Here is a 22,962-nt window from a genome sequence, read left to right on the forward strand (position 1 = left end):
CGCTTCCCGGCGTGTCATTGTGCTAGCGTAATGCCCGTAGTGGTGGCGTCTTCAGCACCCGGTTCAATAAAGGGGTGGCGGCCAGCCGGGCGGCGAGGGCGCCGAGGACAAGGCCGAAGGGTAGCAGCCACCAGCTGATACGGGCAGGTAGCTCGAACAGCTGCATGGCGGCCGCTGCGCCTATGCCTAAAGCCGCGGCGGCGGCCAGTAGCCCTGCCAGACCGCCTACGAGCAGGAGCTCGGCGCTGGCGGCCTGCTTGACTACGCTGCCAGCCGCACCGAGCGTGCGCAGGATGGCGGCTTCACGTTTGCGTTCGTCGTGGGTGGCGAGGGTGGCGGCGTAGAGTACGGCGACACCCGCAGCCAGGCTGAAGGCGAACACCACTTCCACTGCAGACAGCACGCGGTCCAGCACGCTGCGGACTTCCTTCAGGATCACCGAGACATCGATGACGGTCAGGTTGGGGAAGCTGCGTGACAGGGTGGTACCGAACTGGTGCTGGGCGGCTGGCAGATGGAAGCTGCTGACATAGCTGGCCGCTTGCTTCTCGAGCAGTGCCTGGCTGCCGACGACGAAGAAGTTCACCCGGAAGGAGTCCCAGTCGACCTTGCGTAGGCTGCGCACCGGTGCGGTGTAGACCGTGCCGGCGATATCGAAGCTGAGCGTGTCGCCGAGCTTGATGCCTAGTGTCTTTGCGAGCCCTTCCTCTACCGACCAGCCGGGTTCGTCGTCACGCAAGGGTGTGCCGCTGGTGATACGGTTGTCCTTGCGCTGGTCCTCTCCCCAGGAGAGGTTGAACTCGCGTTCTGCCAGACGGCGGGCTTGCTCGTCGCCATAGTTGCCGGGCTTGACCGGCCGGCCGGAAATGTCCGTGAGCCTGGCGCGTATCATGGGGGCGAAGACTGGCTCGGCGAGGCCGGCGGTCTTGAAACTGCTGGCGATGGCGGTCCGTTGTTCCGGCTGGATGTTGATGACGAAGCGGTTGGGCGCGTCGGCCGGGACGGACTTGTCCCAGGCTGCCAGCAGGTCACCGCGGACGACAGTGAGCAGCATCAGCGCCATCAGGCCCAGCGCCAGCGCGACGATCTGCGCCACGCTGAGGCCGCGCCGTCGCGCCACATTGGCCAGGCCGAAGCGCCAGCCGACGTTGGCGGGCAGCGGCAGCTTGGGGGTCAGCCATACCAGTCCCCAGGCCGCCAGCGCAGCGATGCTGACGGTACCGGCCAAGCCGGCCAGCGCGAGGATCGCGAGCTTGGCTTCGCCGGCTTGCCAGGTGATCAGCCCTGCCAGGGCGGCCAGGCCCAGCAGACTAGCCAAAGGGGCGTTACCGGGCGGCGTGGCATCCCGCCGAATGACCCGCAGTGGTGAGACACCGCGCAGGCGCAGCAGCGGCGGCAGGCAGAAACCCAGCAGCAGGGTCAGGCCGACGCCTGCGCCGGCGAGTGCCGGCAGTGGGCCGGCCGGCGGCAGGGCGGTGTCGAAGAACCCGGCCAGGACATGGGCGAGGCCAAACTGTGCCAGCCAGCCGAGTCCGACGCCACCCAGGATAGAAATGAGCGCCAGCAGGCTGTACTGGCGCAGGAACAGGCCAACGATATCGTGCTGTGTCAGTCCCAGGGTGCGCAGCAGGGCAACTGCGTCGAGATGCCGCTCCACATAGCGACGCGCGGCGAGGGCAATCGCGGCGGCGGCGAGGAACACGCTGATCAGTGCCGACAAACGCAGGAAACGGTCGGCCCGGTTCAGCGAGGTCTTTATCTCCGGACGGGCTTCCTGCACGTTCTCCAGCCGCTGGCCGCGCTTGAGCTGTGGCTTGAGCCAGCCGCGCATGGCTTCCACGTCGGCCGGCTTGCCGGCCAGCAACAGCCGGTAGCGAACACGACTGCCAGGCTGGATGAGCTGGGTGGCCGGCAGGTCAGCCTCGTTGAACAGCATGCGCGGCACGAAGTTGTACAGATCCATTGCGCCATCGGGCTCTCGGGCCAGGATGGCGGCAAGCGTGAAGGTCTTCTCACCGAGCTGCAGGCTGGCACCTGGGGCGAGGCCGAGGGCGTCGAACAGGCGCTGGTCGGCCCAGGCCGTGCCGGGTTTGGGCGCTCCGGCCACTTTGACCTCGGCATTGCCCTGCAGCAGGCGGACCTCACCGCGTAGCGGATAGCTGCTGGAGACGGCCTTGACCGTCACCAGTTGCGCATGGGCGGGCGTCTGGGCCATGCTCGGAAAGGTGATGGTCGCCCCGCGGGCCAGGCCCCGGCGATCGGCTTCGGCGATGAAGTCGGCCGGAATGGGCTGATCGGTATTGAGCACCAGATCAGCGGCCAGTAGCCGGTCCGCCTCGCTTTGCAGCGCCTGCTTCACCCGGTCCGTAAAGAAGCCGACGCTGCTCATGGCGGCGATGGCCACCACCAGGGCGACGGCCATGACGGTCAGTTCGCCGGCAACCAGGTCACGCTTGAGCCAGCGCCAGGCCAGATTCCACAGTTTCATTGCTTGTCCCTATTGTTCTTATCGGCGGTGAGCCTGCTTGTTGTTGGCGCAGGTTTCACAGGCCTTGCCGTTCAATGATCTTGCCGGCAGCCAGGCGCAGACGGCTGGCACAGCGTGCCGCCAGCCGCTCGTCATGGGTGACCAGTACCAGGGTGGTGCCCGATTCGGCGTTCAGATTGAACAGCAGGTCGATGATGCGTTCGCCGGTCTGGGTATCCAGATTGCCGGTAGGTTCGTCGGCGAACAGTAGCTTGGGCCGGGTAACAAAGGCGCGTGCGAGGGCGACACGTTGCTGCTCCCCGCCCGACAATTCCTTGGGGCGATGCTGCAGCCGTTGCCCCAGCCCTACGCGTTCGAGCAGGGTCTGGGCAGTGCGACGTGCGTCGGGCTGGCCGGACAATTCAAGCGGCAAGGCCACGTTATCGAGCGCGGTCAGTGCCGGCAACAGCTGGAAGGACTGGAAGACGAAGCCGACCTGTCGGGCGCGCAGCCGGGCGCGACCGTCCTCATCCAAGGCCGCAAGCGTTTGTCCGGCGAGTTCCACGCTGCCGTGCGAGGGCGTATCCAGCCCGGCCAATAGTCCCAGCAGGGTTGATTTACCGGAGCCGGATGCGCCGACGATGGCCAGCGTGCTACCGGCAGGCAGGCTGAAACTCACCTGATCGAGTATGGTCAGTGTTTCATGGTCAAAGCCGACTTGCTTGCTCAGACCCTGGGCGACCAGAATGGGGCCGGTCGTGGACTTGGATTCATCACTAAGGAAATCAGGCGTGGCACGCATTGTTCTGTTCTTGAGTTTGTTGTTCGGTTGCCTGGCAACGTCGGTCTCGGCGGCGGAGCCCAAGACCGTCCTGGTGTTTGGCGACAGTTTGTCGGCCGGGTACGGCATACGTATCGAGCAGGCCTGGCCTAGCCTGCTGCAACAAAAACTGGGCGACGGCTGGCGGGTGGTGAATGCCAGCCAATCCGGCGAAACCACGGCCGGCGGTTTGACCCGCCTGCCGGCAGCGCTCAAGCAGCATCGTCCCGACATGGTCCTGCTGGAACTGGGCGCCAACGATGGCCTGCGTGGTTTGCCGGTCGAGACGGCCAGACAGAACCTGGCAACCATGATCGAGCATAGCCGCAAGGCGGGTGCAAAGGTGGGCCTCATTGCGGTCCGTCTTCCCCCCAACTTTGGTGCGGCTTACACGACAAAGTTCGATGCCATGTTCGGCGAGCTGGCAAAGCAATACAAGCTGCCTGTTCCACCCTTCCTGTTTGACGGCATAGCCGACAGGCCCGAGTTATTCCAGAACGATCAGTTGCACCCGGTCGCCAATGCCCAGCCGCGCCTCCTGAGCAATGTCTGGCCGGCGGTGCAGGCCTTGCAGGGCAAGCGTTGAGCGACGTGGTGGCTATTGCAGCCCGGGCACATGGCCGTATTAGAATGGTGGCCTTACCAAGGATGCATCATGACCCCTGCCGAATACCTGAGCCGTGCCGGTCTGCAAACCCAACTGACGGCTGAAGCCGTGCAGGCCCACCTGGCGGCCTATGCCGAACTCGCTGAAACCACCCGTGTGCCAGCGCAGCTCGATAGCCTGTATCGCTACAAGGTGCCCGAGCTGGGCGAGAACGGGGCCTGCTCCTTGCCGGATCAATTGATGGCCGAGCCCTATGACCTGGCGGTCACGTTGGGTGGCGAGACGGCCGACGCCAGCTTCCGCCTGGCGGTACTCAAGCGCCTGGTGGACCAGATCGTGAGCGAAAGCGGCTGCGGCTGGCTGGGCGTATACCAGGCACGCGAGGTCAGCGATGGCCGGGCATTGGTCAAGCTGGCCTATGCCGGCAAGCCCAGCCGGGCCGAATTCCCACTGACGGCCGAATTTGCCGAGTATTCCAATAACAGTGCGGTCGGCCTGTCCGGACAGGGGCGCATCATCGACAACGTCGACAGCTATGTGGCCGAGGGCGGCGCCTACTACACCTGCGACGCCGAGGTGCAAAGCGAGGCTTGCCTGCCCTTGTTTGCCGAGGATGGCGAGTTGCTGGGCATCATTGATGCCGAGGATGAGCGGCGTGATTTTTTCCGCGGTGAAGTCCTGGCCCGGCTGCTGGCGCTGTGTCTGCTGGCACCCAACTGGCTACCGGAATAAGCCGGCGGCCTGGCGGAAAGCGGGGTTTGGAAAAATGCTTTTGGTATAAAAATCAAAAACATAAATCGCCCGTATACTAGAAAACCCTAATATTGGTCGCAGGCTGTGCTTGCGACAATGTCGACAATATATTCAGCCCGGCAATCATGCCGGGCTTTGTGTTGTCAGGCGCTATATTTCAGTTGATCCGGCCTGGCTTGCGTCTCATCTGGGCAGCACAACCTAGGACATCATTGTGAAACTCTCCCATCGCATGAGCGCCGTGATCGGCGCTGTCTGTATCCTGTTTGTGCTGACGGCCATCATTGCGGTGATCGGCTTCCAGAACAACCAGCGGCATCTCGATCATTTTGTCGAGCGTGACCAGGCCGAAGTCCAGACTATCGCCCGCCTTTACATGCTGGCGCAGGGCAGCAGCGTATCGCTGCGCAGCCTGTATGCCGACCCAACCAACGACAAGGCCCTGGCCGACCTCAATGCTGCGCCGGCCAAGCTTGATGCCGCCATTGCCGCGGCTGCCAAGCTGCTGGCGGACGACGAAGAGGACAAGAAGCGCCTCGCCAAGTTTGCTGAGCTGCGCAAGCAACAGCAGCAGTACCAGTTCGAGGCCCGTGATCTGGTGGTGGGGGGCGATCTGGATGCGGCGCGCGACAAGATCATCCAGTTCGAAAGCATGCTGGCCTGGGAGCCCATGCAGGCACTGCTCGATGCCTGGAGCAAGGACAGCGCCAATCAGGTCAGCGAGGCAAAGGCGGCTGCGGCATCGGCCAGCAACCGTATCCAGAGCCTGGTCATCGCCGTGTCGGTCGCGACGCTATTGCTGGCAGCGGCGCTCGGTACCTGGCTGGTTCGTTCCGTGATGGGGCAGATTGGCGGCGAGCCAGATATGGCGCGCAGCATCATGCGTGAGCTGGCGGGGGGTAATTTGAGCCGGGCTGTCACCCTCAAGTCGGGGGATCGCACCAGCCTGCTGGCCAGCGTAGAGGCCGTGCGGGTTGGCTTGGCGGGCAATGTAGGCGCCTTGCGTGAACTGGCCGAGCAGGTGAATCACGAGGCCGCCTCGGTCAGCCAGGGGACTGGTCGCATCTCCGAAAGCGCGCGCATCCAGAGCGACTCTGCCGCAGCGATGGCGGCGGCGATCGAGGAAATGAGCGTCAGCGTCAACCACTTGGCTTCCAACGCCGGTACGGCCTACATGTTGACCGAACAAGCGGGCCAGCATGCCGAGCGCGGCAGCGTTACGATTCGTAGCGTGGGCGTTGAGATCGACCGTGTTGCCGGCACGATCCAGCAATCGGCACAGACCATCAACGCGCTGGGCGCCGAGACGGCACAGATATCGTCCATCGTCGCTGTGATTCGCGAGATCGCCGACCAGACCAATCTGCTGGCGCTCAATGCGGCGATCGAGGCGGCGCGGGCCGGCGAAGAAGGCCGTGGCTTCGCCGTCGTCGCCGACGAAGTACGCAAGCTGGCCGAGCGCACTACCAGCGCCACCGCGCAGATCGGCAGCATGATTGCCTCGATCCAGGCGTCGGCCAAGCAGGCTGTCAGCGGCATGGATGCTTCGGTCGGTCAGGTCGAGGCGGGTGTGGCAGGCGTGCGTAGCGCCGACAGCGTGATGGGCGAGATTCAGCAGGGCAGTCGCGAACTGGTAAACGTTTCCAATGAGATTTCGTTAGCGCTGAAGGAGCAGTCTGCGGCTAGTCAGGATATTGCCCAGAACGTGGAGCGTATCGTGCAGATGGCCAGCAACACGACCGAGAGCGCGGAGCAGGGCGCCGAAGCTGCCCAGCGACTTGAGGAAGTCGCCAAGGCGCTGCAGGCCAGCGTGTCGCACTTCCGGCTCTGATCCCGTTACGGTTCATGTAAACAAAACGGCACCTTGCGGGGTGCCGTTTTTGTTTGGGTGGCCAATCGAACAGATGTAGACAAGGCTCACGGGGCTTTGGGCGGTCCCATCGCTAGGGCATTCGTTCCAACGATCTGTCGATTTACCTATTTGGCCCGACTGAACTTCACCATCAGCCATGCGCCGATCACGATCATCGGCAGGCTTAGCCACTGCCCCATGCTGAAGCCCAGTGCCAGGATGCCGAGGAAATTGTCCGGTTCGCGGGCGAATTCGGCAATGAAGCGGCAGATGCCGTAACCCATCAGGAACAGGGCCGAAACCTGGCCGGTGCGGCGTGGTTGGCGCGAGTACAGCCAGAGCACGACGAACAGCAGCAGGCCTTCCAGTGCGAACTGGTAAAGCTGCGATGCATGGCGTGGTAGTCCGCCATAGGTTTGTAGCCAGGTGTAGTACTCAGGGTTGATCTGTGCGGCGAGCTGATCTTCCGCGTGGACGTCGGCACCCCGGAACAGCATGGCCCAGGGGGCATCGGGACTGGTGATGCGACCCCAGAGTTCGCCGTTGATGAAGTTGCCCAGGCGGCCGGCGGCCAGGCCCAGTGGCACCAGCGGGGCGACGAAATCGCTGATCTGGAAGAAGGTGCGCTGGGTCTTGCGCCCGTACAGCCACATGGCCACCAGCACGCCCAGGAAGCCGCCATGGAATGCCATGCCACCTTCCCAGATCTTGAGGATGTCGAAGGGATTGCTGAGGTAGAACGCCGGCTTGTAGAACAGCACATAGCCCAGCCGCCCGCCGAGTATGACCCCCATTACCCCGTAGAACAGTAGGTCGTCGAGCTGGGCGCGGGTCCAGCCGCTTTCGGGGTGCTTGCGGATGCGATAGTTGCCGAGCACCAGGAACAGCACGAAGGCGATCAGATACATCAGCCCATACCAGCGTATGGACAGGGGGCCCAGATGGATGGCGACGGGGTCGAAGTGCGGATGGATCAGCATCGTCTGCTCTGATGGAGGCGGGAAAGGCCGGCATTATAGCCGGCCGGAAGGTGGCCCCCTAATTATCCCTGGGGTTGGCAGCGGGCCATGCTGTGCCGGTCCCAGGCGGCGACGGCCACCAGGATCAGGGTGCTCAGGCCCGATAGCAGCAAGGGACTAAGGCTTGGAGCGGGCCAGGCCAGGAGCAGCAGGAACGCGACACCCAGTAGCGTGGAGAGTGGCGGGCGTCGCCGACCGGCGATGGCGGCCTTGAACAGCGCACAGCCGATCAGGTAGAGCGCCGGCCCGCCGAGTACAGTCAGGATGGTCTTGGCATCGCTATGGCCCAGCGGATGGGCCAGCACGAATTCGTCGGCCACGGCGGCGACGATGATGCCCGCCACGATCGCCAGATGAATATAGGTGTAGGCCAGGCGGGCGAGCCGGCCGGGATCCTGGTCATGAGCAATACGCTCGCTGCCGACCTCGGCGCTGACATCGAAATACAGCCACCACATGGCCAGGCTGCCGACAAAAGAGACGATGAAGGCGGCGATGCCGGCGGGTGTCCAGTCCTGGCTGCTGAAGGTCGCGCCGGTGACCAGGATGGACTCGCCCAGCGCAATGATGATGAAGAGAGCGGCACGTTCGGCCATATGGCCGCCTTCGACGTTCCAGTCGGAGGTATTGGAGCGGCCCAGGCCGGGTGTCCAGAAGCCCATGGCCGGCGAGGCGTACTCGACCAGCAGGGCGGCCAGCCAGAACCATAACCTGGCGTCGCCGTCGCTCAGTCCGCCGGCGATCCATAGGGCACCCCCTGCCACCAGCCACGTCTGGATACGCAGGAAGTTGCGATGCAATGCCGTATCATGTCCGCGCAAGGACCACAGTGCGAAGGCGGTCCGGCCTATCTGCATGAAGGCATAGGCCGCCGCAAACATCAGGCCACGGGATTCAAACGCGGCCGGGATCGAGGCCGATAGCAGCAGGCCGGCCAGCATCATGACCAGCAGGGCGATCCGGACCGGTAGTTTTTCCGGATCCAGCCAGTTGGTGACCCAAGAGGTGAAGACCCAGACCCACCAGACCGCCAGCAGCAGCATCAGGGTGTGGACCGCGCCCTCGGCACTGAAGTGATTGATCAGGCTGTGCGAGAGCTGGGTGATGGCAAAAACGAACACCAGATCGAAAAACAGCTCGACGAAGGTGACCTTGTGATGGCCGTGGGCGGCCGTGCCGCGAAGTAGATTGCTGTGCATGGTGCGCAGTGTAGACCGGGCTTGCCGGATCGCCGAGTGCTTGCGGCCCGGTTCAAGGTGATCGGCGCGTTTCCGCTACGGATCGCGCGCGTCGCCGAGGGGATCGTCAGTCGCGAGTTTGCCCAAAATTCAGGCTACAATCTGTTCCCTCAGACCCGCGAAACGCAGCGCCCCTATCCCGGCGCGGGTTGTGCAAGGCAGGCCCATCCGCCGCTTACAGCGACCCCGTTTCCCCCCGTATCTCCGGGCCGTCAATCCGACCATATTTTCGGCGCTCATTTGTCGCGCCAAGGATTTACTCTCATGCCCGCATACCGTTCCCGTACCACGACCCACGGCCGCAACATGGCCGGCGCGCGCGCCCTCTGGCGTGCCACCGGCATGAAGGATGGCGATTTCGACAAGCCCATTATCGCCATCTCCAACAGCTTCACCCAGTTCGTGCCCGGTCATGTGCATCTGCAGAACCTGGGCCAACTGGTTGCGCGCGAGATCGAGCGGGCCGGTGGCGTGGCAAAGGAATTCAATACCATCGCGGTGGATGACGGCATCGCCATGGGCCACGGCGGCATGTTGTATTCCCTGCCCAGCCGCGAACTGATCGCCGACTCGGTCGAGTACATGGTCAATGCCCATTGCGCCGATGCGCTGGTATGCATCTCCAACTGCGACAAGATCACCCCGGGCATGCTGATGGCCGCGTTGCGGCTCAATATCCCGGTGGTCTTCGTGTCCGGCGGGCCCATGGAGGCCGGCAAGGTCAACTGGCATGGCGAGACCCGCAAGCTTGACCTAGTGGATGCGATGGTGGAGGCCGCCAACGACAAGGTTAGCGATGCGGAGGTCGACGCAGTCGAACGTAGCGCCTGCCCGACCTGCGGCTCCTGCTCCGGCATGTTCACCGCCAATTCCATGAACTGTTTGACCGAGGCGCTGGGCTTGAGCCTGCCGGGCAATGGCTCGACGCTCGCCACTCACGCCGATCGCAAGGAGCTGTTCCTGAAGGCGGGTCGCCTGATCGTGGAGCTGGCCAAGCGCTACTACGAAGGTGACGATGAGTCCGTCTTGCCGCGCAGCATTGCGACCTTCGAGGCGTTCGAGAATGCCATGAGCCTTGATGTCGCCATGGGCGGCTCGACCAATACCGTGCTGCACCTGCTGGCCGCGGCCAGCGAGGCCGGCGTGAACTTCAAGATGGCTGATATCGACCGCGTGTCGCGCCGAGTGCCGTGTCTCGCCAAAGTGGCGCCGGCGACCCAGAAGTACCATATGGAAGACGTCCACCGCGCCGGTGGCGTGATCGGCATTCTGGCCGAGTTGGACCGGGCAGGTCTGCTGCACCGCGATGCCAAGACTGTCCATGCACCAAGCATGGCAGACGCGCTCGCAGCCTGGGATGTGATGGGTCTGCCGGCGGACTCCGACGCGCACCGGTTCTTCCGCGCCGCACCGGGTGGCGTGCCGACCACCATTGCCTTCAGCCAGTCCATGCGCTACCCGGATGTGGATACCGATCGCGAAGGCGGGTGCATCCGCTCCAAGCAGCATGCCTATTCCCAGGACGGCGGTCTGGCCGTGCTGTACGGCAATATCGCCGAACGTGGCTGCATCGTGAAAACCGCGGGTGTGGATGAAAGCATTCTGACCTTCACCGGTCGTGCCCGTATCTTCGAAAGCCAGGATGCGGCGGTAGAGGCCATTCTGGCTGACCGTATCGTTGCCGGTGATCTGGTGCTGATCCGCTATGAAGGTCCCAAGGGCGGGCCCGGCATGCAGGAAATGCTCTATCCCACCAGCTACCTGAAGTCCAAGGGCCTTGGTAAGGCGTGCGCCTTGCTGACGGATGGCCGCTTCTCGGGCGGTACCTCGGGTCTGTCCATCGGCCATGCCTCGCCCGAGGCCGCCGAGGGTGGCACCATCGGCCTGGTGGAAGAAGGAGATACGATCGAGATCGACATCCCGAACCGGCGTATCCATCTGGCCGTGTCCGACGCCGACTTGGCTGCGCGCAGGCAGGCCATGGAGGGCCGCGGCAAGGCTGCCTGGAAGCCCGTGGACCGGCAGCGCGTGGTGAGCCCTGCGTTGCGCGCCTATGCCGCGATGACGACCAGCGCCGATACCGGTGCTGTGCGTGATGTCAGCCAGATCGAACGGGGCTGAGATGATTCTCGAGGTAGCCATGCTGTCCGTACAGCCGGGGCAGTCGACCGCGTTCGAGGCGGCGTTCCGGCAGGCCCAGGCCATCATCGCCAGCATGCAGGGATACCTCTCCCATGAATTGCAACGCTGCCTGGAGCGGGACGACCAGTATGTGCTGCTGGTGCGCTGGCAAACCCTCGCCGATCATGAGCAGGGTTTCCGGCAGTCGCCGCAATACCAGCAGTGGAAGGCCCTGCTGCATCATTTTTATGACCCTTTCCCCACGGTGCTGCACTACAAGGCCGTGGCGGGCGTGCCTGCCTGAGGGGATGGTCGGTGAATGCCCAGCATGCCGCCTTCTATGCCGTGATCCAGACCATCCCCGATGGCTGGGTGATGAGCTATGGGGCGGTGGCCCGGGCAGCGGGCCTGCCTCGCCATGCCCGGCATGTGGGCGTGGCGCTGAAGCAAGTGCCCGATACCTTGCAAGTGCCCTGGTGGCGCGTGGTCAATGGCGAAGGACGCATCAGCCCTCGCGGGCTTGATGGTTCCGATGATTTGCAGCGGGTCTTGCTAGAGGCGGAAGGCGTGCGGTTTGGCGAAAACGGCCGCATCGACCTGCGTCGTTTCGGCTGGGGTGGGTTCGCCTAGATGTGGGTGAGATTGATTTCCACGACGAACGGGCGCGCAAAATCAGGCCCGCAGGACTAGAGTCAGGTCTCAAGCAGTGGGCGTTAGACGCTGCGCCAAGGAAAGGAGGCCGGATGCGCGAACAATCATTAATGATCGACACGCTAAGCTACCAAGGCCCGGAACGTCGCGCTGTACATCGTCGTACTCCGATACATCCGCAAGACCGCGACTGGCGTATTTCCAACCTGGCGTTGATCGGAAGTGATCAGCGTGGTTCCTTCGGCCGCCGTGCTGGCGACTATGCTTTTCTAACGGGCTCGTTGCACTAGGCCCGTCCTACAGGCCGCGTGCGCAAACGCGGCTACCGGGAGGTAAACCGGTAAGACTAAGGCGACCTGCATGCTAGGTCGCCTTTGCATTTTGTGGTGCCCGACTGGCGAACTCTATATCAGGCGGCGTACTCTGAGCTCGTCAGGCGATCTCGCCTATCAACGCCGGAGAGAGCATGGATTACGCCGCATGGCTGGGCTGGTTGCTGGTGATCGTGATGTTGCTGGCGGGCCTCGCGGGCAACCTGTTGCCGCTCATACCGGCGGCGCCCCTGCTGTTGGGCGGCTTTTTGCTCGGTGCCTGGCTGGATGATTTTCAGCGGGTGGGCTGGGCTGTACTGGCCGTGTTGCTGGCACTGGCGATCGTGATGATGGTGATCGATTTCATCGCCGGCGCCTGGGGTGCCAAGAAGTTGGGCGCAAGCCGGCACGCAGTGGTTGGCGCGACACTGGGCACCGTACTCGGCATCTTTTTCGGCATACCCGGCCTGATTTTTGGGCCGTTCGTCGGGGCCGTGGGCGGCGAGCTGATCGCTAGGGGTGATACCTTGCGAGCCGGCCAGGTGGGGCTGGCAACCTGGCTCGGTCTGCTGATCGGGACGGTCGCCAAGCTCACGCTCAGCATGCTGATGATAGGCGTGTTTGTACTGGCCTATTTCATCTGACGTGCGTGGCGGGCTGGCGGAGTGTTCGGGAAGCCGGGTCGGGGCCGCAAGGCGCCGCCTAACGCCGTTCCTGCCGGTACAGCAGCAACATCGCCAGCAGCAGGAAGCCACCCGAAGGGAGCGAGGCGGCCAGCATGGGCGGCCAGTCGTAGAGCAGCCCCCAGGTACCGACCAGCTTGTTCACGAAGTAGAAGCCCAAACCGATCATGATGCCAATGAATAGCTTCATGCCCACCCCACCGGCCCGACGCTGGGTCTGGGCGAAGGGCAGGGCGATGATCAGCATGGCGAGGCAGGCCATCGGGTAGACCAGCTTGGTCCATAGCGCGATCTCGTAGCGACTGGTCTTCTGCTGGTTGCGGCGCAAGTGCTCGATATAGTCGAGCAGGGTCAGAATGGACATCTGCTCAGGCTTGATCAGCAGCACCGACAGCGTGTTCGGGGTCAGCGAGGAACGCCAGATGTATTCGGGCAGTTTCTCGATCCGGACCTGGTCTGTGTCGAAATGAGTCAGGGTGATATCGGTCAGGCGCCAGGCACCTTCGTCCTTGAGCCACTGGCCGCGCTGGGCGTAGCCATAGCTCGACATGTGCTGGGCACGATCGAAGCGGTAGACGTTGATATGTCGCAGGGTCTGGTCCGGCAATACTTCACGCACATTCACGAAGCTGCCGTCCTCCCGCTGCCAGAAACCGGAACGGGAATCCTGGGTCAGCACCTGGCCCTTGGCGGCGAGTTGCAGCTGGGTGGCGGAGCGTTCGGCATAGGGTGCGACATACTCGCCAGCCGCCATGGTCAGGGCCGCAAACAGCAGGCCGGCCAGCGACAGGATGCCGATCAACCGGACCAGCGACAGGCCACCGACCCGCATCACCGTCAGTTCAGAGTACTGGTTGAGCATGGACAGGCCGATCATGCCGCCGATCAGTACGGCGATCGGCATCAGGTCGTAGGCATGGCCCGGCACCAGCAGCAGCACGTAGCCTAGCAATTTGGCAAAGGTATAGCTGCCATGGCCGACGTCGCGCAATTCGCCAATCAGGTCAAAAAACAGGAACAAGCCCAGAAGGCCGGCTAGCACGAACAGGCTGCTGCGCACGACCTCGGCAATGACGTAGCGGGAGATGGATTTCATGTGCGCGGCCTGGCTCGCCAACGGAACAGGCACCAGATCACGATGGCCATGACCAGATGCACGGGCCACATGCCGATGATGCTGGGGAGGCGACCTGCGCTGATCCAGCTCTGGGCGATATTGACGAGGTTCAGATAGATGGAGAACAGCAGGATCGCCACCATCAGGTTGAAGCCGCGGCCCACCCGGGGGTTGACGTAAGCCAACGGAATGGCGAGCAAGGCCAGTAGCAGCGTGGTGATCGGGCTGGCAATGCGGCGTGCCAGTTCACCTCTTTCTTCCAGGTTCTGGCTGCCGATCAATGCGATGGTGGGCAGGGCTTCGCTGCTGGTTCGGACCTCATGCCGGTCCGGCTCCTGCACCCGGATACGGGCCTCGGTAAACTGGATGATGCGGTAGTTGGCCTGCCCCTGCACGCCGACATAGCGGCGGCCGTTCTGCAGTACCAGGGTGCGCTCGCCATCCGGCAGGCTGAGCAGATAGCCCTCGGCCGATACAGTCACGGTCTGCGAGCCGTCCTTTTCGGTGGACTGCACAAAGATGTTGCGCGCCGCGCCGCTCTTGCCGGCGAAGTTCTCGATGAAGGTGACGCGGTCGGCCAGGGAGGATTCCTTGAACAGGCCGGGCGACAGGGCGGAGAGGTCGTCGCGACTGGCCATCTGTTCCTTGTATTCGCGGCTCTTCTGCTTGGCCCACGGGCTCAGGCCCATACTCAGCATGGCGACGACCAGTGCCAGCGGAATGGCAAAGGTCAGGACCGGGCGTATCCAGGCGGTGAGCGGCTGTCCGGCGGAAAACCAGACGGCCATTTCATGATCGCGCCAGGCGCGGGTCAGCGACCACAGCACGGTGATAAACACCGTCATCGACACAATCCAAGGCACAATGCCGAGCAATGTGAAGCCCAGCAGGGCGCCGACTGCATCGGCGCTGACCGTGCCGCTGGCTGCCCAGCCGAGCAACTTGGCGCCGCTGGTGACTACCATGATGCTCAGCAGCACGATGAAGACACCGGCCCCCATGCTGGCGAATTCACGCAGCATGGCCCGCTCGAACAAGCGCTCTGAGGGCAGGAGTTTTTGCAGCGGAGAGGGGCGTGAAGTAGGGGTGGACACTGGTTGTGCTTTGACTTTTGCCGGTTGAGTTCGGAAAATCGGGAGAATTTCCCCGATTCTCGCTGCGGCCACGAGCCGCGGTGCGTATCAGAAACCCAGCGGGGCGCGCTATCTCATATCGGGTAGCGGCCGAGCCGCGATCTTACAGGAGTCCACCGTGGAAATCATCGCCAAGGCCGCAAGCCCAGAAAAACATAAAGCCGCCGTGCTGGCATTGTCGGTCAGCAATGGAAAACTGGGCGCTGCCGCCCAAGTGGTGGACAAGGCCGCCGGTGGGCATCTGAGCGCTATCGTCAAGCTGGGCGACCTCGATGCCAAGGCCGGCAGTTCGGTACTGCTGCACAAGGTCAATGGCGTTGCCGCCGACCGCGTCCTGCTGGTCAGCGTTGGCAGTAGCGACAAGGAATTCCGCGATGCAGCCCGTGCCGCCGTCAAGGCCAGCCTGGCTGCCGGTGGTGAGCTCGCCATCGCTTTCGAAGGCAAGGCTGCTGCCTGGGCGGCAGAAGAAATTGCCGTCGCGGCGCATGACGCCAGCTACAAGTACGACACCACCAAGTCCAAGAAGGACACCAAACCGGGCCTCAAGAAGGTCACCGTGCTGGTTGGCAAGGCTGATGAAGCTGCCGCTTCCGCCGGCATCGTCGCGGGTGCCGCGCTGGGTTCGGCCCTGACCGTGGCCAAGAACCTGGGCAACCTGCCCCCGAACTTCTGTACGCCGACCCATCTGGCCAATACCGCCAAGGATATCGCCAAGCAGTTCGGCATGAAGGTGGAAGTACTGGAACGCGCCGACATCGAGAAGCTCGGCATGTGGTCGTTTGTCTCCGTGGCCAAGGGCTCGGTCGAACCGATGAAGCTGATCGTCCTGAAGCATGAAGGCGGCGCCAAGGGCGACAAGCCGGTTGTGCTGGTTGGCAAGGGCATCACCTTTGATTCGGGTGGCATCAGCCTCAAGCCGGGTGCCAACATGGACGAAATGAAGTACGACATGATGGGCGCCGGTTCGGTACTGGCCACCATGCATGGTGTTGGCGCTGCCAAGCTGCCATTGAACGTCTACGCCGTGGTTGCCAGTTGCGAAAACATGCCAGCTGGCAACGCCAGCAAGCCGGGTGACGTGGTGACCACCATGAACGGTCTGACCGTCGAAGTGCTGAACACCGACGCCGAGGGCCGCCTGATTCTGTGCGATGCGCTGACCTACACCGAACGTTTCGACCCGGCGACCGTAGTTGACGTCGCTACCCTGACCGGCGCTTGCGTGGTGGCCTTGGGCAACCATACCAGCGGCTTGTACGCCAACAAGGATGCCCTGGCCCGCGAACTGCAGACCGCAGGCGACGTGGCTGGCGATCGCGCCTGGCAGATGCCGATGGGCGAGGAATACCACGAGCAGCTGAAGTCCAACTTCGCGGATCTTGGCAATATCGGCGGCCCTGGCGGCGGTTCCGTGACCGCAGCCTGCTTCCTGTCGCGCTTCGCCGAGAAGTATGACTGGGCTCACCTGGATATCGCAGGGACGGCCTGGAAGTCGGGCGCGGCCAAGGGAGCTACCGGTCGTCCGGTGCCCTTGCTGACCCAGTTCCTGCGTGTTCGCGCCGCTGCCGTGAAGGCCAAGCCTGTTGCCAAGGCTGCACCTGCCAAGACTGCACCTGCCAAGACTGCACCTGCCAAGACTGCCGCTGCCAGCAAGGCTGTTGCCGCGCCAAAGACTGCTGCCAAGCCTGCCGCCAAGGTGGCTGCGAAGCCGGCTGCCGTTGCCAAGCCGGCAGTTGCTGCCAAGCCCGTCGCCGCCAAGCCTGCTGTTGTCAGCAAGCCGGCTGCCAAGGCTGCCGTGACCAAGCCGGCCGCTACCGCCAAGGTCGCTGCAGCAAAACCGGCCGCCGCCAAGCCAGCAGCCAAAACTGCTGCTAAGAAGAAGTAAGCACCATGCCGTTGGCGAGCTTCTACTTCAATGTGTCCAACCGCGAGCAGGCGCTTTGCCAGCTGGTGGGGAAGGCCGTGAAGCGCAAGCTCGCCACCGGCATCGTGACGGATTCCGAGACGGCCAGCCAGGTGCTGGACCGGTTGCTGTGGGAAGTTCCGCCGACCGGTTTTGTACCGCATTGCCTAGCTGGGCATGAACTGGCCGCCCAGACGCCGGCATTGATCGATCACCGCATCGAGGTCCTGTTGCCTCGCGAGGTGGTGTTCAACTGGACATCCCATATCGTTCGTACCGATATGGAGATCGCGCGTATCGTCGAGATCGTGCCTCGGGACGACATGGCACTGCGCCAGGAAGCCCGGTCACGCCTTCAGTTGTACAAGCAGGCCGGCTATGAGGTGGAGTTCACCGACATGGCCACTTTGGGTAAAGGTTGAGACATGGCTGAGTCGTATCCTGCCCCGGATCCCGACACCGAACCGCCCGCGGTGCTCGGCAAGATGGATGCCCTGATTGCCCGCCATCGTGGCAGCGGCATAGACCCGAACGTCCCGGTGCTGACCGACCTGGACCCGGCCGAGGCATTCGGCGAGATTCCGGTGCTGACCAATGTCGAGCCCATGGTGGGTGATGACCTGATGTTCACGCCGGAGGAAATACGCGCCGAGGCGCCGCCCATCGTCCTGGCACCTCCCGCACCCGTCTGGAAGCCGACGTCCTCCGCCGCGGCAGAGGCGGCGGGTTTGCCGGCTGCCGCCGCGCCGGCCGAGCCGCCGGAGTTGTTGGACCTGGCGCCCGAGCCTGTTGCCCCACCTCCGCCCAAGCCGGCTGCGACCTTGAATCCACCCCCGCCGGTGCTCGACTTTCCCGAGCTGCTACTGCCGAGTAGTAAGCCGCCTGTGGCCAAGCCTGCCCCGATCAGTGCGCCGTCGCCGCTGGCTGGCGGCCCCCTGATGCCGGACCTGGCCCTGAATTTCGACTTTGCCCTGCCGGATGAACCGGCGGCTGTCGCACCAAAGCCGGCACCAGTTGCTCCGGTTGTTGTAGCGCCGGTGCCCGCACCTGTTCGTGCGCCTGTGGCGCCTGTGGCGCCTGCGCCGGCCATGCCGTCGACGCCGGTGGCGCGTGCTGCGTCCGCCGCTCCGCAGCCACTGGTGCCATCGGTCGCTGCTGCCAAGACGGCGGCTGCTCCGCCTGTAGCCGCGGCACCTGCGTCTCAGGTGCTGGTGTCCGAGGACTTCCCCGAACTCAGTATTGAAATTGGCCCGGTCGATGCCGAGCAGACATTGGCGGCTGGGCCGGCCATTGACCCGGCAGCCTTGACCGCCGAACTGATGGTCAGTCTGCGCCCAGAGATCGAGAAGCTGGTACGCAGCGAGCTGGCCCGCCAGATCGCGGTACTGCATGTCGAATCGCTCAAGCGCACGCTGGGTGCCTTACAGCCGCAGCTGGACAAGCTGATCAGCGGCAAGATCGAGGAAGTCCTGAAGCGGCACTGACAACCGCCGCTCGCCGCACCGGCCCCGCTACGGTAAAATCGCGTTCTTTCATCGGCCTAGCGTCACTCATGGTGACGCCTGCGGTCGATTTTCTGCCCCGCCGCCTTGGTGCGGCAGGTGGGAACAGGCAGCGCTGCACAGCGCATGTTTACGATTTGATCACCGAGCAACCAGCCGATGCGCACCTCGCAATTCTTCCTCTCTACTCTCAAAGAAGCCCCTAACGAGGCCGAGCTGCCTAGCCACAAGCTGATGCTGCGTGCCGGCCTGATCAAGAAGCTGGGTTCCGGTCTCTACACCTGGATGCCGCTGGGCCTGCGCGTGCTGCGCAAGGTGGAAGCGATTGTCCGTGACGAGATGAACAAGGCCGGTGGTCTGGAGCTCGTCATGCCGGCGATCCAGCCGGCAGAGCTGTGGCAGGAGAGCGGCCGCTGGGCGGTATTCGGTCCGCAGATGCTGAAGATGAAGGATCGCCATGATCGCGATTTCTGCTTCGGCCCGACCCACGAAGAAGTGATTACCGACATTGCCCGTAGCGAGATCAAGAGCTACAAGCAGCTGCCGCTCAACTTCTATCAGGTACAGACCAAGTTCCGCGACGAGATTCGTCCGCGCTTTGGCGTGATGCGTGCGCGCGAGTTCGTCATGAAGGATGCCTACTCCTTCGACGTCGACTTCGCCGGGCTGGAGAAGTCCTACGCCACCATGTACCAGGCCTATAGCAATGTGTTCAGCCGCCTGGGCCTGCAGTTCCGCGCGGTCGCCGCCGATACCGGCGCCATCGGTGGCGATGGCTCGCATGAGTTCCATGTGCTGGCCGACTCCGGCGAGGATGCGCTGGCCTACTGCCCGACCGGCGAGTTCGCCGCCAATGTGGAGCTGGCTGAAGCGCTGGCACCTTCCGCTCCCCGCGCTGCTGCCGCCGAGCCCTTGCGTGATGTCGATACTCCCAAGCAGACCACTTGCGAGGCCGTGGCCGAATTGCTGGGTATCGCCCTGCAGCGTACGGTCAAACTGATCGCGCTGATGGCCGAGGACAAGCTGCAGATCCTGCTGTTGCGCGGTGATCATTCCCTGAACGAAGTGAAGGTCGGCAAGATCGCCGGCATGACGGATTTCCGCTTTGCCACCGAAGAAGAAATACGCGGTTTCTTCAATTGCCCCCCAGGCTTCCTTGGGCCGGTCGGTATCGATCGCAGCAAGGTTCGCGTGATCGCCGACCGTACTGTCGCGGCGATGAGCGATTTTGTCGTGGGCGCCAACAAGCCGAAGTTCCACACCGCTGGCGTGAACTGGGTCCGTGATTTGCCCGAGGCGGACATCGTTGCCGATATCCGCAACGTGATCGCCGGTGATCCTTCGCCGGACGGCAAGGGCGTGCTGGAGATCTGCCGCGGCATCGAAGTCGGCCATATCTTCCAGTTGCGCACCAAGTACTCGGCTGCGCTCAACTGCCACTACCTCGATAGCGAGGGTCAGCTCAAGCCGATGGAGATGGGCTGCTATGGCATCGGAGTCAGCCGTATCGTCGGTGCAGCGATCGAGCAGAACTTCGACCACAAGGGCATCAAGTTCACCGCCGCGATGGCGCCGTTCAGCGTTGCCATCGTGCCGGTGGGTTACCAGCGCTCGGAAGCCGTCAAGGAAGCGGCCGATGCCCTGTACGCGGCGCTGGTCGCCAAGGGTCTGGATGTGCTGATGGATGACCGTAACGAGCGCCCGGGTGTGATGTTTGCCGATATGGAGCTGATCGGGATTCCGCATCGCGTCACCATCGGTGACAAGTCGCTGGCCGAGGGCAAGGTCGAGTATGTCTCGCGCCGCGATGGTGCGACGGAACTTGTGGGCAAGGAATCGGTCATTGACTTCCTGCTTGGCAAGCTCGCCGAGTAAGGCTTAAGGTAAGGATATGCGCCGCTTAGTCGTTGTTTCTGCACTGCTTTTGTCTGCCCTGCCGGCCCTGGCCGGTGCGCAGAAGGAGGAGGCCTTGTCGTTGTCGGTGGCGACTGCCATGCAGCGCTCCATCAATGACAGCACCTCGCCGCGCCTGGTGTTCGCCGATCCCGGCGAAGGCCAGGCATGGTTGCAGGAAATGTCGGCCCGCATGAAGAAGAAGATTCCTGACGACTTCATGCGCGAGAAGCTGTTGACCGCGATCCATTACGAGGCAACGCGCGCCGGTCTGGATCCGCAGATGGTGCTGGGGCTGATCCAGGTCGAGAGCGGGTTTCGCAAGTATGCGATTTCCTCGGTCGGCGCCCGCGGCCTGATGCAGGTCATGCCGTTCTGGCAGCGCAGCATCGGCAGCAGCGAACACAACCTGTTCGACATGTATACCAACCTGCGTTTCGGCTGCACGATCCTCCGACACTACCTCGATATCGAGAAGGGCGATCTGTACCGCGCACTGGGACGATACAACGGCAGCCTTGGTCAGCCCGAGTACCCGAACATGGTGCTTGGCGCCTGGAAGGCGCAGTGGGATTGGCGCCCGGGTGCGGCGCGTACCCAGGCGGTTGCTTACCCTGCGCGCTGAACCTGTTCCGCATGAAAAACCCCGCCTTGGCGGGGTTTTTCATTTCGGGCTGTGCAACCTTACTTCTTCAGGACCAGTTCCAGCATGCGATCGGCCAGCTCCGACGGATTGCTGTTGCCGTCGGCCTTGTACCACTGAATGGTCCAGTGCAGGCCGCCCAGCAGTAATTTGCGCAAGAGCCGTGTGTCCTGATGCACCAGGCCAGCGGCAGCGGCTTCATCCAGCACTTGTTGCCAGTCGCGTTCGTAGGCGTCGCGCAGCTTGATCAGCTCGGAGCGCGCCTTGTCAGAGAGGCTGGGCCATTCGTACAGCAGCACCGACAAGGCCCCCTTGTCGTCACCGAGCAAGGTGTCGAGATGGACGCGGCACAATGTCTTGAGCCGGTCCAGCGGCGTCTTGGCAACGGACAGCGCTTCTTCGGCGCGATCGGTCAGGTCGCCGATACCGGCGGCCATCACGGCGACCAGCATCTCTTCCTTGGTCCGGAAGTGATAGAACAGGCTGCCCGACTGCATGCCCACTGCCTGGGCCAGGTCACGCACCGTGGTGCGCTCGTAACCCTGTTCCTTGAACAGACGGCTGGCGGCAGCAATCAGTTCGGCTCGACGTGTCTTCTCTTCTTGTGTGGTCATGATGCTTTTCTTGTATGGGCGATCGCGGGTTTGACGAATTGCCGCATTTTATACGCAATCACCCAGTCAAGCGCACGCTTGTCATCTGGCGCCCTTATGCCCGCCGCTTGTGGACGGGAAGACACAGTTATCGAGGCTGGATGGCCGATATGGCTGCGTGGCCCCGTGATTCGGTTGTCCTGATTTTGTCGCAGCTTCCCGGGTGGGTGGCAGTGCGATGCGTTCGCAGGCGACTTGGCCGAATGGTCCGGAGAGGCGGCCACTGCACGGCTGATGGTCCCCGTTTGCCATCGCACGAGGGGCGCTGCGACATCTTTCCGGGAAAATCCGCGCCGCTGACTTAAAGTTGACTAAGGAATTGCCGATAACTGGTCGTATTTCGTCCGGGAGTGGGCTGAGCTGGCAGTGGGTGGCAGGCGTCGTTGCAGCAGGCTGGCAGCACAGGTGGCCGCGACCGGATGGAATGGCGGCATACCCGATTGGGTGGCGGCCAGCCGGCTGTGAGTATTGCCAAAATCTGGCTTACAATTCCTAAACAACTTGAATAAAGCGCCCGAACACGATGACAACACGGATATTTTTGTTTGCCATACTGCTGCTCGGTCTGACCGGTTGTGAACGATTGTCCGAGCTGGCCAACCAGGCCAAGCTCAATGGTCGCGCCATCGGTGCTTCCTGCCGGCACTCCGGGCGGGCGCTGGAGGATTGCTTCCAGCGCAATCCCCGTGTTTCCAAGGCCGACATTTTTGCCGGCTGGAAGGAAATGAACGAGTACATGGCCAAGAACAAGCTGGATGTCGTCCTACCCCCGCCCGATGCGCCAAATCGCAAGGCAGAGGTGGCCAGCGTCGAAATCGGTGGCGGAGCCGATACAGAGACGCATGCTGATGCCCAGGCCGACCCCGGCAAGACCAACGCTGCCAAGCCTGCCGCCGGTGCCGAGAAGGCACCTTCCTAACCATCAGGTCCGACATGATCGCCACGCTGAAGCAAATCCCCCTGTTCTATGGCCTGTCCGATGAGGAGCTGGCGCATATTGAAGCGTCCGCCACGGCCAAGACCTACCCCAAGGGCACCATCATCATCAATGAAGGTGATCCCGGCAGTTCGATGTTCCTGCTGATGCAGGGCCGGCTCAAGGTGTTCGTCAGCGATTCCAACGGCAAGGAGTACGTATTGGCCGTTCTGGGGCCGGGTGAGTACGTGGGCGAACTGGCACTGCTGGACGACGAGCCGCGCACGGCGTCGGTCGAGACCGAAGAGCAGAGCACCTTTCTGGTGATCCTCAAGGAGGACTTCCTGTCCTTGCTGCATAGTCATCCCTCCATCCAGTTCAAGTTGCTGGTCAGCCTGGTGCGGCGTACGCGGCAATTGACCGAGTCGGTCAAGAACCTGGCGCTGAAGGATGTATACAGCCGGGTTCGCCTGTTGTTCGAGGATCTGGCAGTCGAGAAGGAGGGGCATCTCCAGGTCGAGGAACCCATGACCCAGCAGGCCATTGCCGACCGTGTCGGATCGTCCCGCGAGATGGTGGCGAGGATCATGAAGGAGCTAGTCTTTGGCGGTTATGTCCGGATTGAAAATCGGCGCCTGATCATCCTGCAGAAGATGCCCGAGGCGTTTTGAGGTCAGGTC

General features: G+C 63.0%; 21 protein-coding genes. 14 read left to right on the forward strand and 7 right to left on the reverse strand.

Annotated features, from left to right (window positions below):
• Nucleotides 1-22: 22 nt before the first annotated feature.
• Nucleotides 23-2,488, reverse strand: a complete 2,466-nt coding sequence (locus ACYVHK_RS00965) for an ABC transporter permease (protein ID WP_460526656.1) — start codon at nucleotides 2,486-2,488, stop codon at nucleotides 23-25.
• Nucleotides 2,489-2,543: 55 nt separating this feature from the next.
• Nucleotides 2,544-3,269 carry an ABC transporter ATP-binding protein gene (locus tag ACYVHK_RS00970; protein ID WP_460526658.1) on the reverse strand — a complete coding sequence of 242 codons (726 nt, stop codon included), beginning with the start codon at nucleotides 3,267-3,269 and terminating at the stop codon, nucleotides 2,544-2,546.
• Between ACYVHK_RS00970 and ACYVHK_RS00975 the strand changes: the two genes are divergently transcribed.
• The 3 genes from ACYVHK_RS00975 (at nucleotide 3,259) to ACYVHK_RS00985 (ending at nucleotide 6,478) form a co-directional block, all read left to right on the forward strand.
• Nucleotides 3,259-3,873, forward strand: a complete 615-nt coding sequence (locus ACYVHK_RS00975) for an arylesterase (protein WP_460526660.1) — start codon at nucleotides 3,259-3,261, stop codon at nucleotides 3,871-3,873. The two genes, ACYVHK_RS00970 and ACYVHK_RS00975, sit on opposite strands and share 11 nt — an antisense overlap.
• Before the next feature lie 69 nt (nucleotides 3,874-3,942).
• Nucleotides 3,943-4,626 carry a GAF domain-containing protein gene (locus ACYVHK_RS00980; protein ID WP_460526663.1) on the forward strand — a complete coding sequence of 228 codons (684 nt, stop codon included), beginning with the start codon at nucleotides 3,943-3,945 and terminating at the stop codon, nucleotides 4,624-4,626.
• 235 nt (nucleotides 4,627-4,861) lie between these two features.
• Nucleotides 4,862-6,478 (forward strand): methyl-accepting chemotaxis protein, encoded by a 1,617-nt coding sequence (locus ACYVHK_RS00985; protein ID WP_460526665.1) that lies wholly within the window; start codon nucleotides 4,862-4,864, stop codon nucleotides 6,476-6,478.
• A gap of 146 nt (nucleotides 6,479-6,624) precedes the next feature.
• On the opposite strand, the gene lgt is transcribed toward ACYVHK_RS00985, so the two are convergent.
• Both lgt and ACYVHK_RS00995 read right to left on the reverse strand, forming a co-directional pair.
• Nucleotides 6,625-7,479, reverse strand: coding sequence for a prolipoprotein diacylglyceryl transferase (gene lgt / locus ACYVHK_RS00990; protein ID WP_460526667.1), 855 nt, complete (start codon nucleotides 7,477-7,479; stop codon nucleotides 6,625-6,627).
• Between the two features lie 62 nt (nucleotides 7,480-7,541).
• Entirely contained in the window at nucleotides 7,542-8,717 is a 1,176-nt protein-coding gene (locus ACYVHK_RS00995) for a low temperature requirement protein A (RefSeq protein WP_460526669.1), read from the reverse strand.
• Between the two features lie 303 nt (nucleotides 8,718-9,020).
• On the opposite strand from ACYVHK_RS00995, the gene ilvD reads away from it, so the two are divergent.
• From ilvD to ACYVHK_RS01015, 4 genes are all read left to right on the forward strand, one after another.
• A complete protein-coding gene (ilvD, locus tag ACYVHK_RS01000; protein WP_460526671.1) occupies nucleotides 9,021-10,877 on the forward strand; it encodes a dihydroxy-acid dehydratase in 1,857 nt (618 codons plus the stop codon).
• A gap of 1 nt (nucleotide 10,878) precedes the next feature.
• On the forward strand, nucleotides 10,879-11,181 hold the full coding sequence (locus ACYVHK_RS01005; protein ID WP_460526673.1) for an antibiotic biosynthesis monooxygenase family protein: 303 nt from the start codon (nucleotides 10,879-10,881) through the stop codon (nucleotides 11,179-11,181).
• A gap of 11 nt (nucleotides 11,182-11,192) precedes the next feature.
• Nucleotides 11,193-11,507 (forward strand): MGMT family protein, encoded by a 315-nt coding sequence (locus ACYVHK_RS01010; protein ID WP_460526676.1) that lies wholly within the window; start codon nucleotides 11,193-11,195, stop codon nucleotides 11,505-11,507.
• A 487-nt stretch (nucleotides 11,508-11,994) separates the two neighbouring features.
• Entirely contained in the window at nucleotides 11,995-12,483 is a 489-nt protein-coding gene (locus ACYVHK_RS01015; RefSeq protein ID WP_460526678.1) for a DUF456 domain-containing protein, read from the forward strand.
• 58 nt (nucleotides 12,484-12,541) lie between these two features.
• On the opposite strand, the gene lptG is transcribed toward ACYVHK_RS01015, so the two are convergent.
• Complete coding sequence (lptG, locus tag ACYVHK_RS01020; RefSeq protein ID WP_460526680.1) at nucleotides 12,542-13,618, reverse strand: LPS export ABC transporter permease LptG; 1,077 nt, start codon at nucleotides 13,616-13,618, stop codon at nucleotides 12,542-12,544.
• Nucleotides 13,615-14,733, reverse strand: coding sequence for an LPS export ABC transporter permease LptF (gene lptF, locus ACYVHK_RS01025; protein WP_460526682.1), 1,119 nt, complete (start codon nucleotides 14,731-14,733; stop codon nucleotides 13,615-13,617). The genes lptG and lptF overlap by 4 nt, the downstream gene beginning before the upstream one ends.
• Nucleotides 14,734-14,890: 157 nt before the next feature.
• On the opposite strand from lptF, the gene ACYVHK_RS01030 reads away from it, so the two are divergent.
• From ACYVHK_RS01030 to ACYVHK_RS01050, 5 genes are all read left to right on the forward strand, one after another.
• The gene (locus ACYVHK_RS01030; protein ID WP_460526684.1) at nucleotides 14,891-16,657 is read left to right on the forward strand and encodes a M17 family metallopeptidase; all 1,767 of its coding nucleotides are present in this window, start codon (nucleotides 14,891-14,893) and stop codon (nucleotides 16,655-16,657) included.
• A 5-nt stretch (nucleotides 16,658-16,662) separates the two neighbouring features.
• Nucleotides 16,663-17,097, forward strand: coding sequence for a DNA polymerase III subunit chi (locus ACYVHK_RS01035; protein ID WP_460526686.1), 435 nt, complete (start codon nucleotides 16,663-16,665; stop codon nucleotides 17,095-17,097).
• Between the two features lie 3 nt (nucleotides 17,098-17,100).
• Complete coding sequence (locus tag ACYVHK_RS01040) at nucleotides 17,101-18,159, forward strand: hypothetical protein (protein WP_460526688.1); 1,059 nt, start codon at nucleotides 17,101-17,103, stop codon at nucleotides 18,157-18,159.
• Between the two features lie 177 nt (nucleotides 18,160-18,336).
• Nucleotides 18,337-20,052, forward strand: coding sequence for a proline--tRNA ligase (locus ACYVHK_RS01045; protein ID WP_460526690.1), 1,716 nt, complete (start codon nucleotides 18,337-18,339; stop codon nucleotides 20,050-20,052).
• Nucleotides 20,053-20,068: 16 nt separating this feature from the next.
• Nucleotides 20,069-20,695, forward strand: coding sequence for a lytic transglycosylase domain-containing protein (locus ACYVHK_RS01050; RefSeq protein WP_460526692.1), 627 nt, complete (start codon nucleotides 20,069-20,071; stop codon nucleotides 20,693-20,695).
• 59 nt (nucleotides 20,696-20,754) lie between these two features.
• Here ACYVHK_RS01050 and ACYVHK_RS01055 read toward each other — a convergent pair whose 3' ends face one another.
• Nucleotides 20,755-21,327 (reverse strand): TetR/AcrR family transcriptional regulator, encoded by a 573-nt coding sequence (locus ACYVHK_RS01055; protein WP_460526694.1) that lies wholly within the window; start codon nucleotides 21,325-21,327, stop codon nucleotides 20,755-20,757.
• Nucleotides 21,328-21,907: 580 nt separating this feature from the next.
• On the opposite strand from ACYVHK_RS01055, the gene ACYVHK_RS01060 reads away from it, so the two are divergent.
• Both ACYVHK_RS01060 and ACYVHK_RS01065 read left to right on the forward strand, forming a co-directional pair.
• Nucleotides 21,908-22,285 carry a hypothetical protein gene (locus ACYVHK_RS01060; RefSeq protein ID WP_460526696.1) on the forward strand — a complete coding sequence of 126 codons (378 nt, stop codon included), beginning with the start codon at nucleotides 21,908-21,910 and terminating at the stop codon, nucleotides 22,283-22,285.
• Nucleotides 22,286-22,299: 14 nt separating this feature from the next.
• A complete protein-coding gene (locus tag ACYVHK_RS01065) occupies nucleotides 22,300-22,953 on the forward strand; it encodes a Crp/Fnr family transcriptional regulator (protein ID WP_460526698.1) in 654 nt (217 codons plus the stop codon).
• The last annotated feature ends 9 nt before the right edge of the window (nucleotides 22,954-22,962 follow it).

Source organism: Chitinimonas naiadis (assembly GCF_054780835.1).

What these genes read in the sequence shown, in the direction of transcription:
- ACYVHK_RS01035 (WP_460526686.1), top strand. Translation starts at nt 16,663, where the DNA reads ATGCCGTTGGCGAGCTTCTACTTCAATGTGTCCAACCGCGAGCAGGCG.
- ACYVHK_RS00995 (WP_460526669.1), bottom strand. Translation starts at nt 8,717, where the DNA reads ATGCACAGCAATCTACTTCGCGGCACGGCCGCCCACGGCCATCACAAG.
- ACYVHK_RS01045 (WP_460526690.1), top strand. Translation starts at nt 18,337, where the DNA reads ATGCGCACCTCGCAATTCTTCCTCTCTACTCTCAAAGAAGCCCCTAAC.
- lgt (WP_460526667.1), bottom strand. Translation starts at nt 7,479, where the DNA reads ATGCTGATCCATCCGCACTTCGACCCCGTCGCCATCCATCTGGGCCCC.
- ACYVHK_RS00970 (WP_460526658.1), bottom strand. Translation starts at nt 3,269, where the DNA reads ATGCGTGCCACGCCTGATTTCCTTAGTGATGAATCCAAGTCCACGACC.
- ACYVHK_RS01005 (WP_460526673.1), top strand. Translation starts at nt 10,879, where the DNA reads ATGATTCTCGAGGTAGCCATGCTGTCCGTACAGCCGGGGCAGTCGACC.
- ACYVHK_RS01055 (WP_460526694.1), bottom strand. Translation starts at nt 21,327, where the DNA reads ATGACCACACAAGAAGAGAAGACACGTCGAGCCGAACTGATTGCTGCC.
- ACYVHK_RS01050 (WP_460526692.1), top strand. Translation starts at nt 20,069, where the DNA reads ATGCGCCGCTTAGTCGTTGTTTCTGCACTGCTTTTGTCTGCCCTGCCG.
- ACYVHK_RS01040 (WP_460526688.1), top strand. Translation starts at nt 17,101, where the DNA reads ATGGCTGAGTCGTATCCTGCCCCGGATCCCGACACCGAACCGCCCGCG.
- ACYVHK_RS00965 (WP_460526656.1), bottom strand. Translation starts at nt 2,488, where the DNA reads ATGAAACTGTGGAATCTGGCCTGGCGCTGGCTCAAGCGTGACCTGGTT.
- ACYVHK_RS01015 (WP_460526678.1), top strand. Translation starts at nt 11,995, where the DNA reads ATGGATTACGCCGCATGGCTGGGCTGGTTGCTGGTGATCGTGATGTTG.
- lptG (WP_460526680.1), bottom strand. Translation starts at nt 13,618, where the DNA reads ATGAAATCCATCTCCCGCTACGTCATTGCCGAGGTCGTGCGCAGCAGC.
- ilvD (WP_460526671.1), top strand. Translation starts at nt 9,021, where the DNA reads ATGCCCGCATACCGTTCCCGTACCACGACCCACGGCCGCAACATGGCC.
- ACYVHK_RS01065 (WP_460526698.1), top strand. Translation starts at nt 22,300, where the DNA reads ATGATCGCCACGCTGAAGCAAATCCCCCTGTTCTATGGCCTGTCCGAT.
- ACYVHK_RS00980 (WP_460526663.1), top strand. Translation starts at nt 3,943, where the DNA reads ATGACCCCTGCCGAATACCTGAGCCGTGCCGGTCTGCAAACCCAACTG.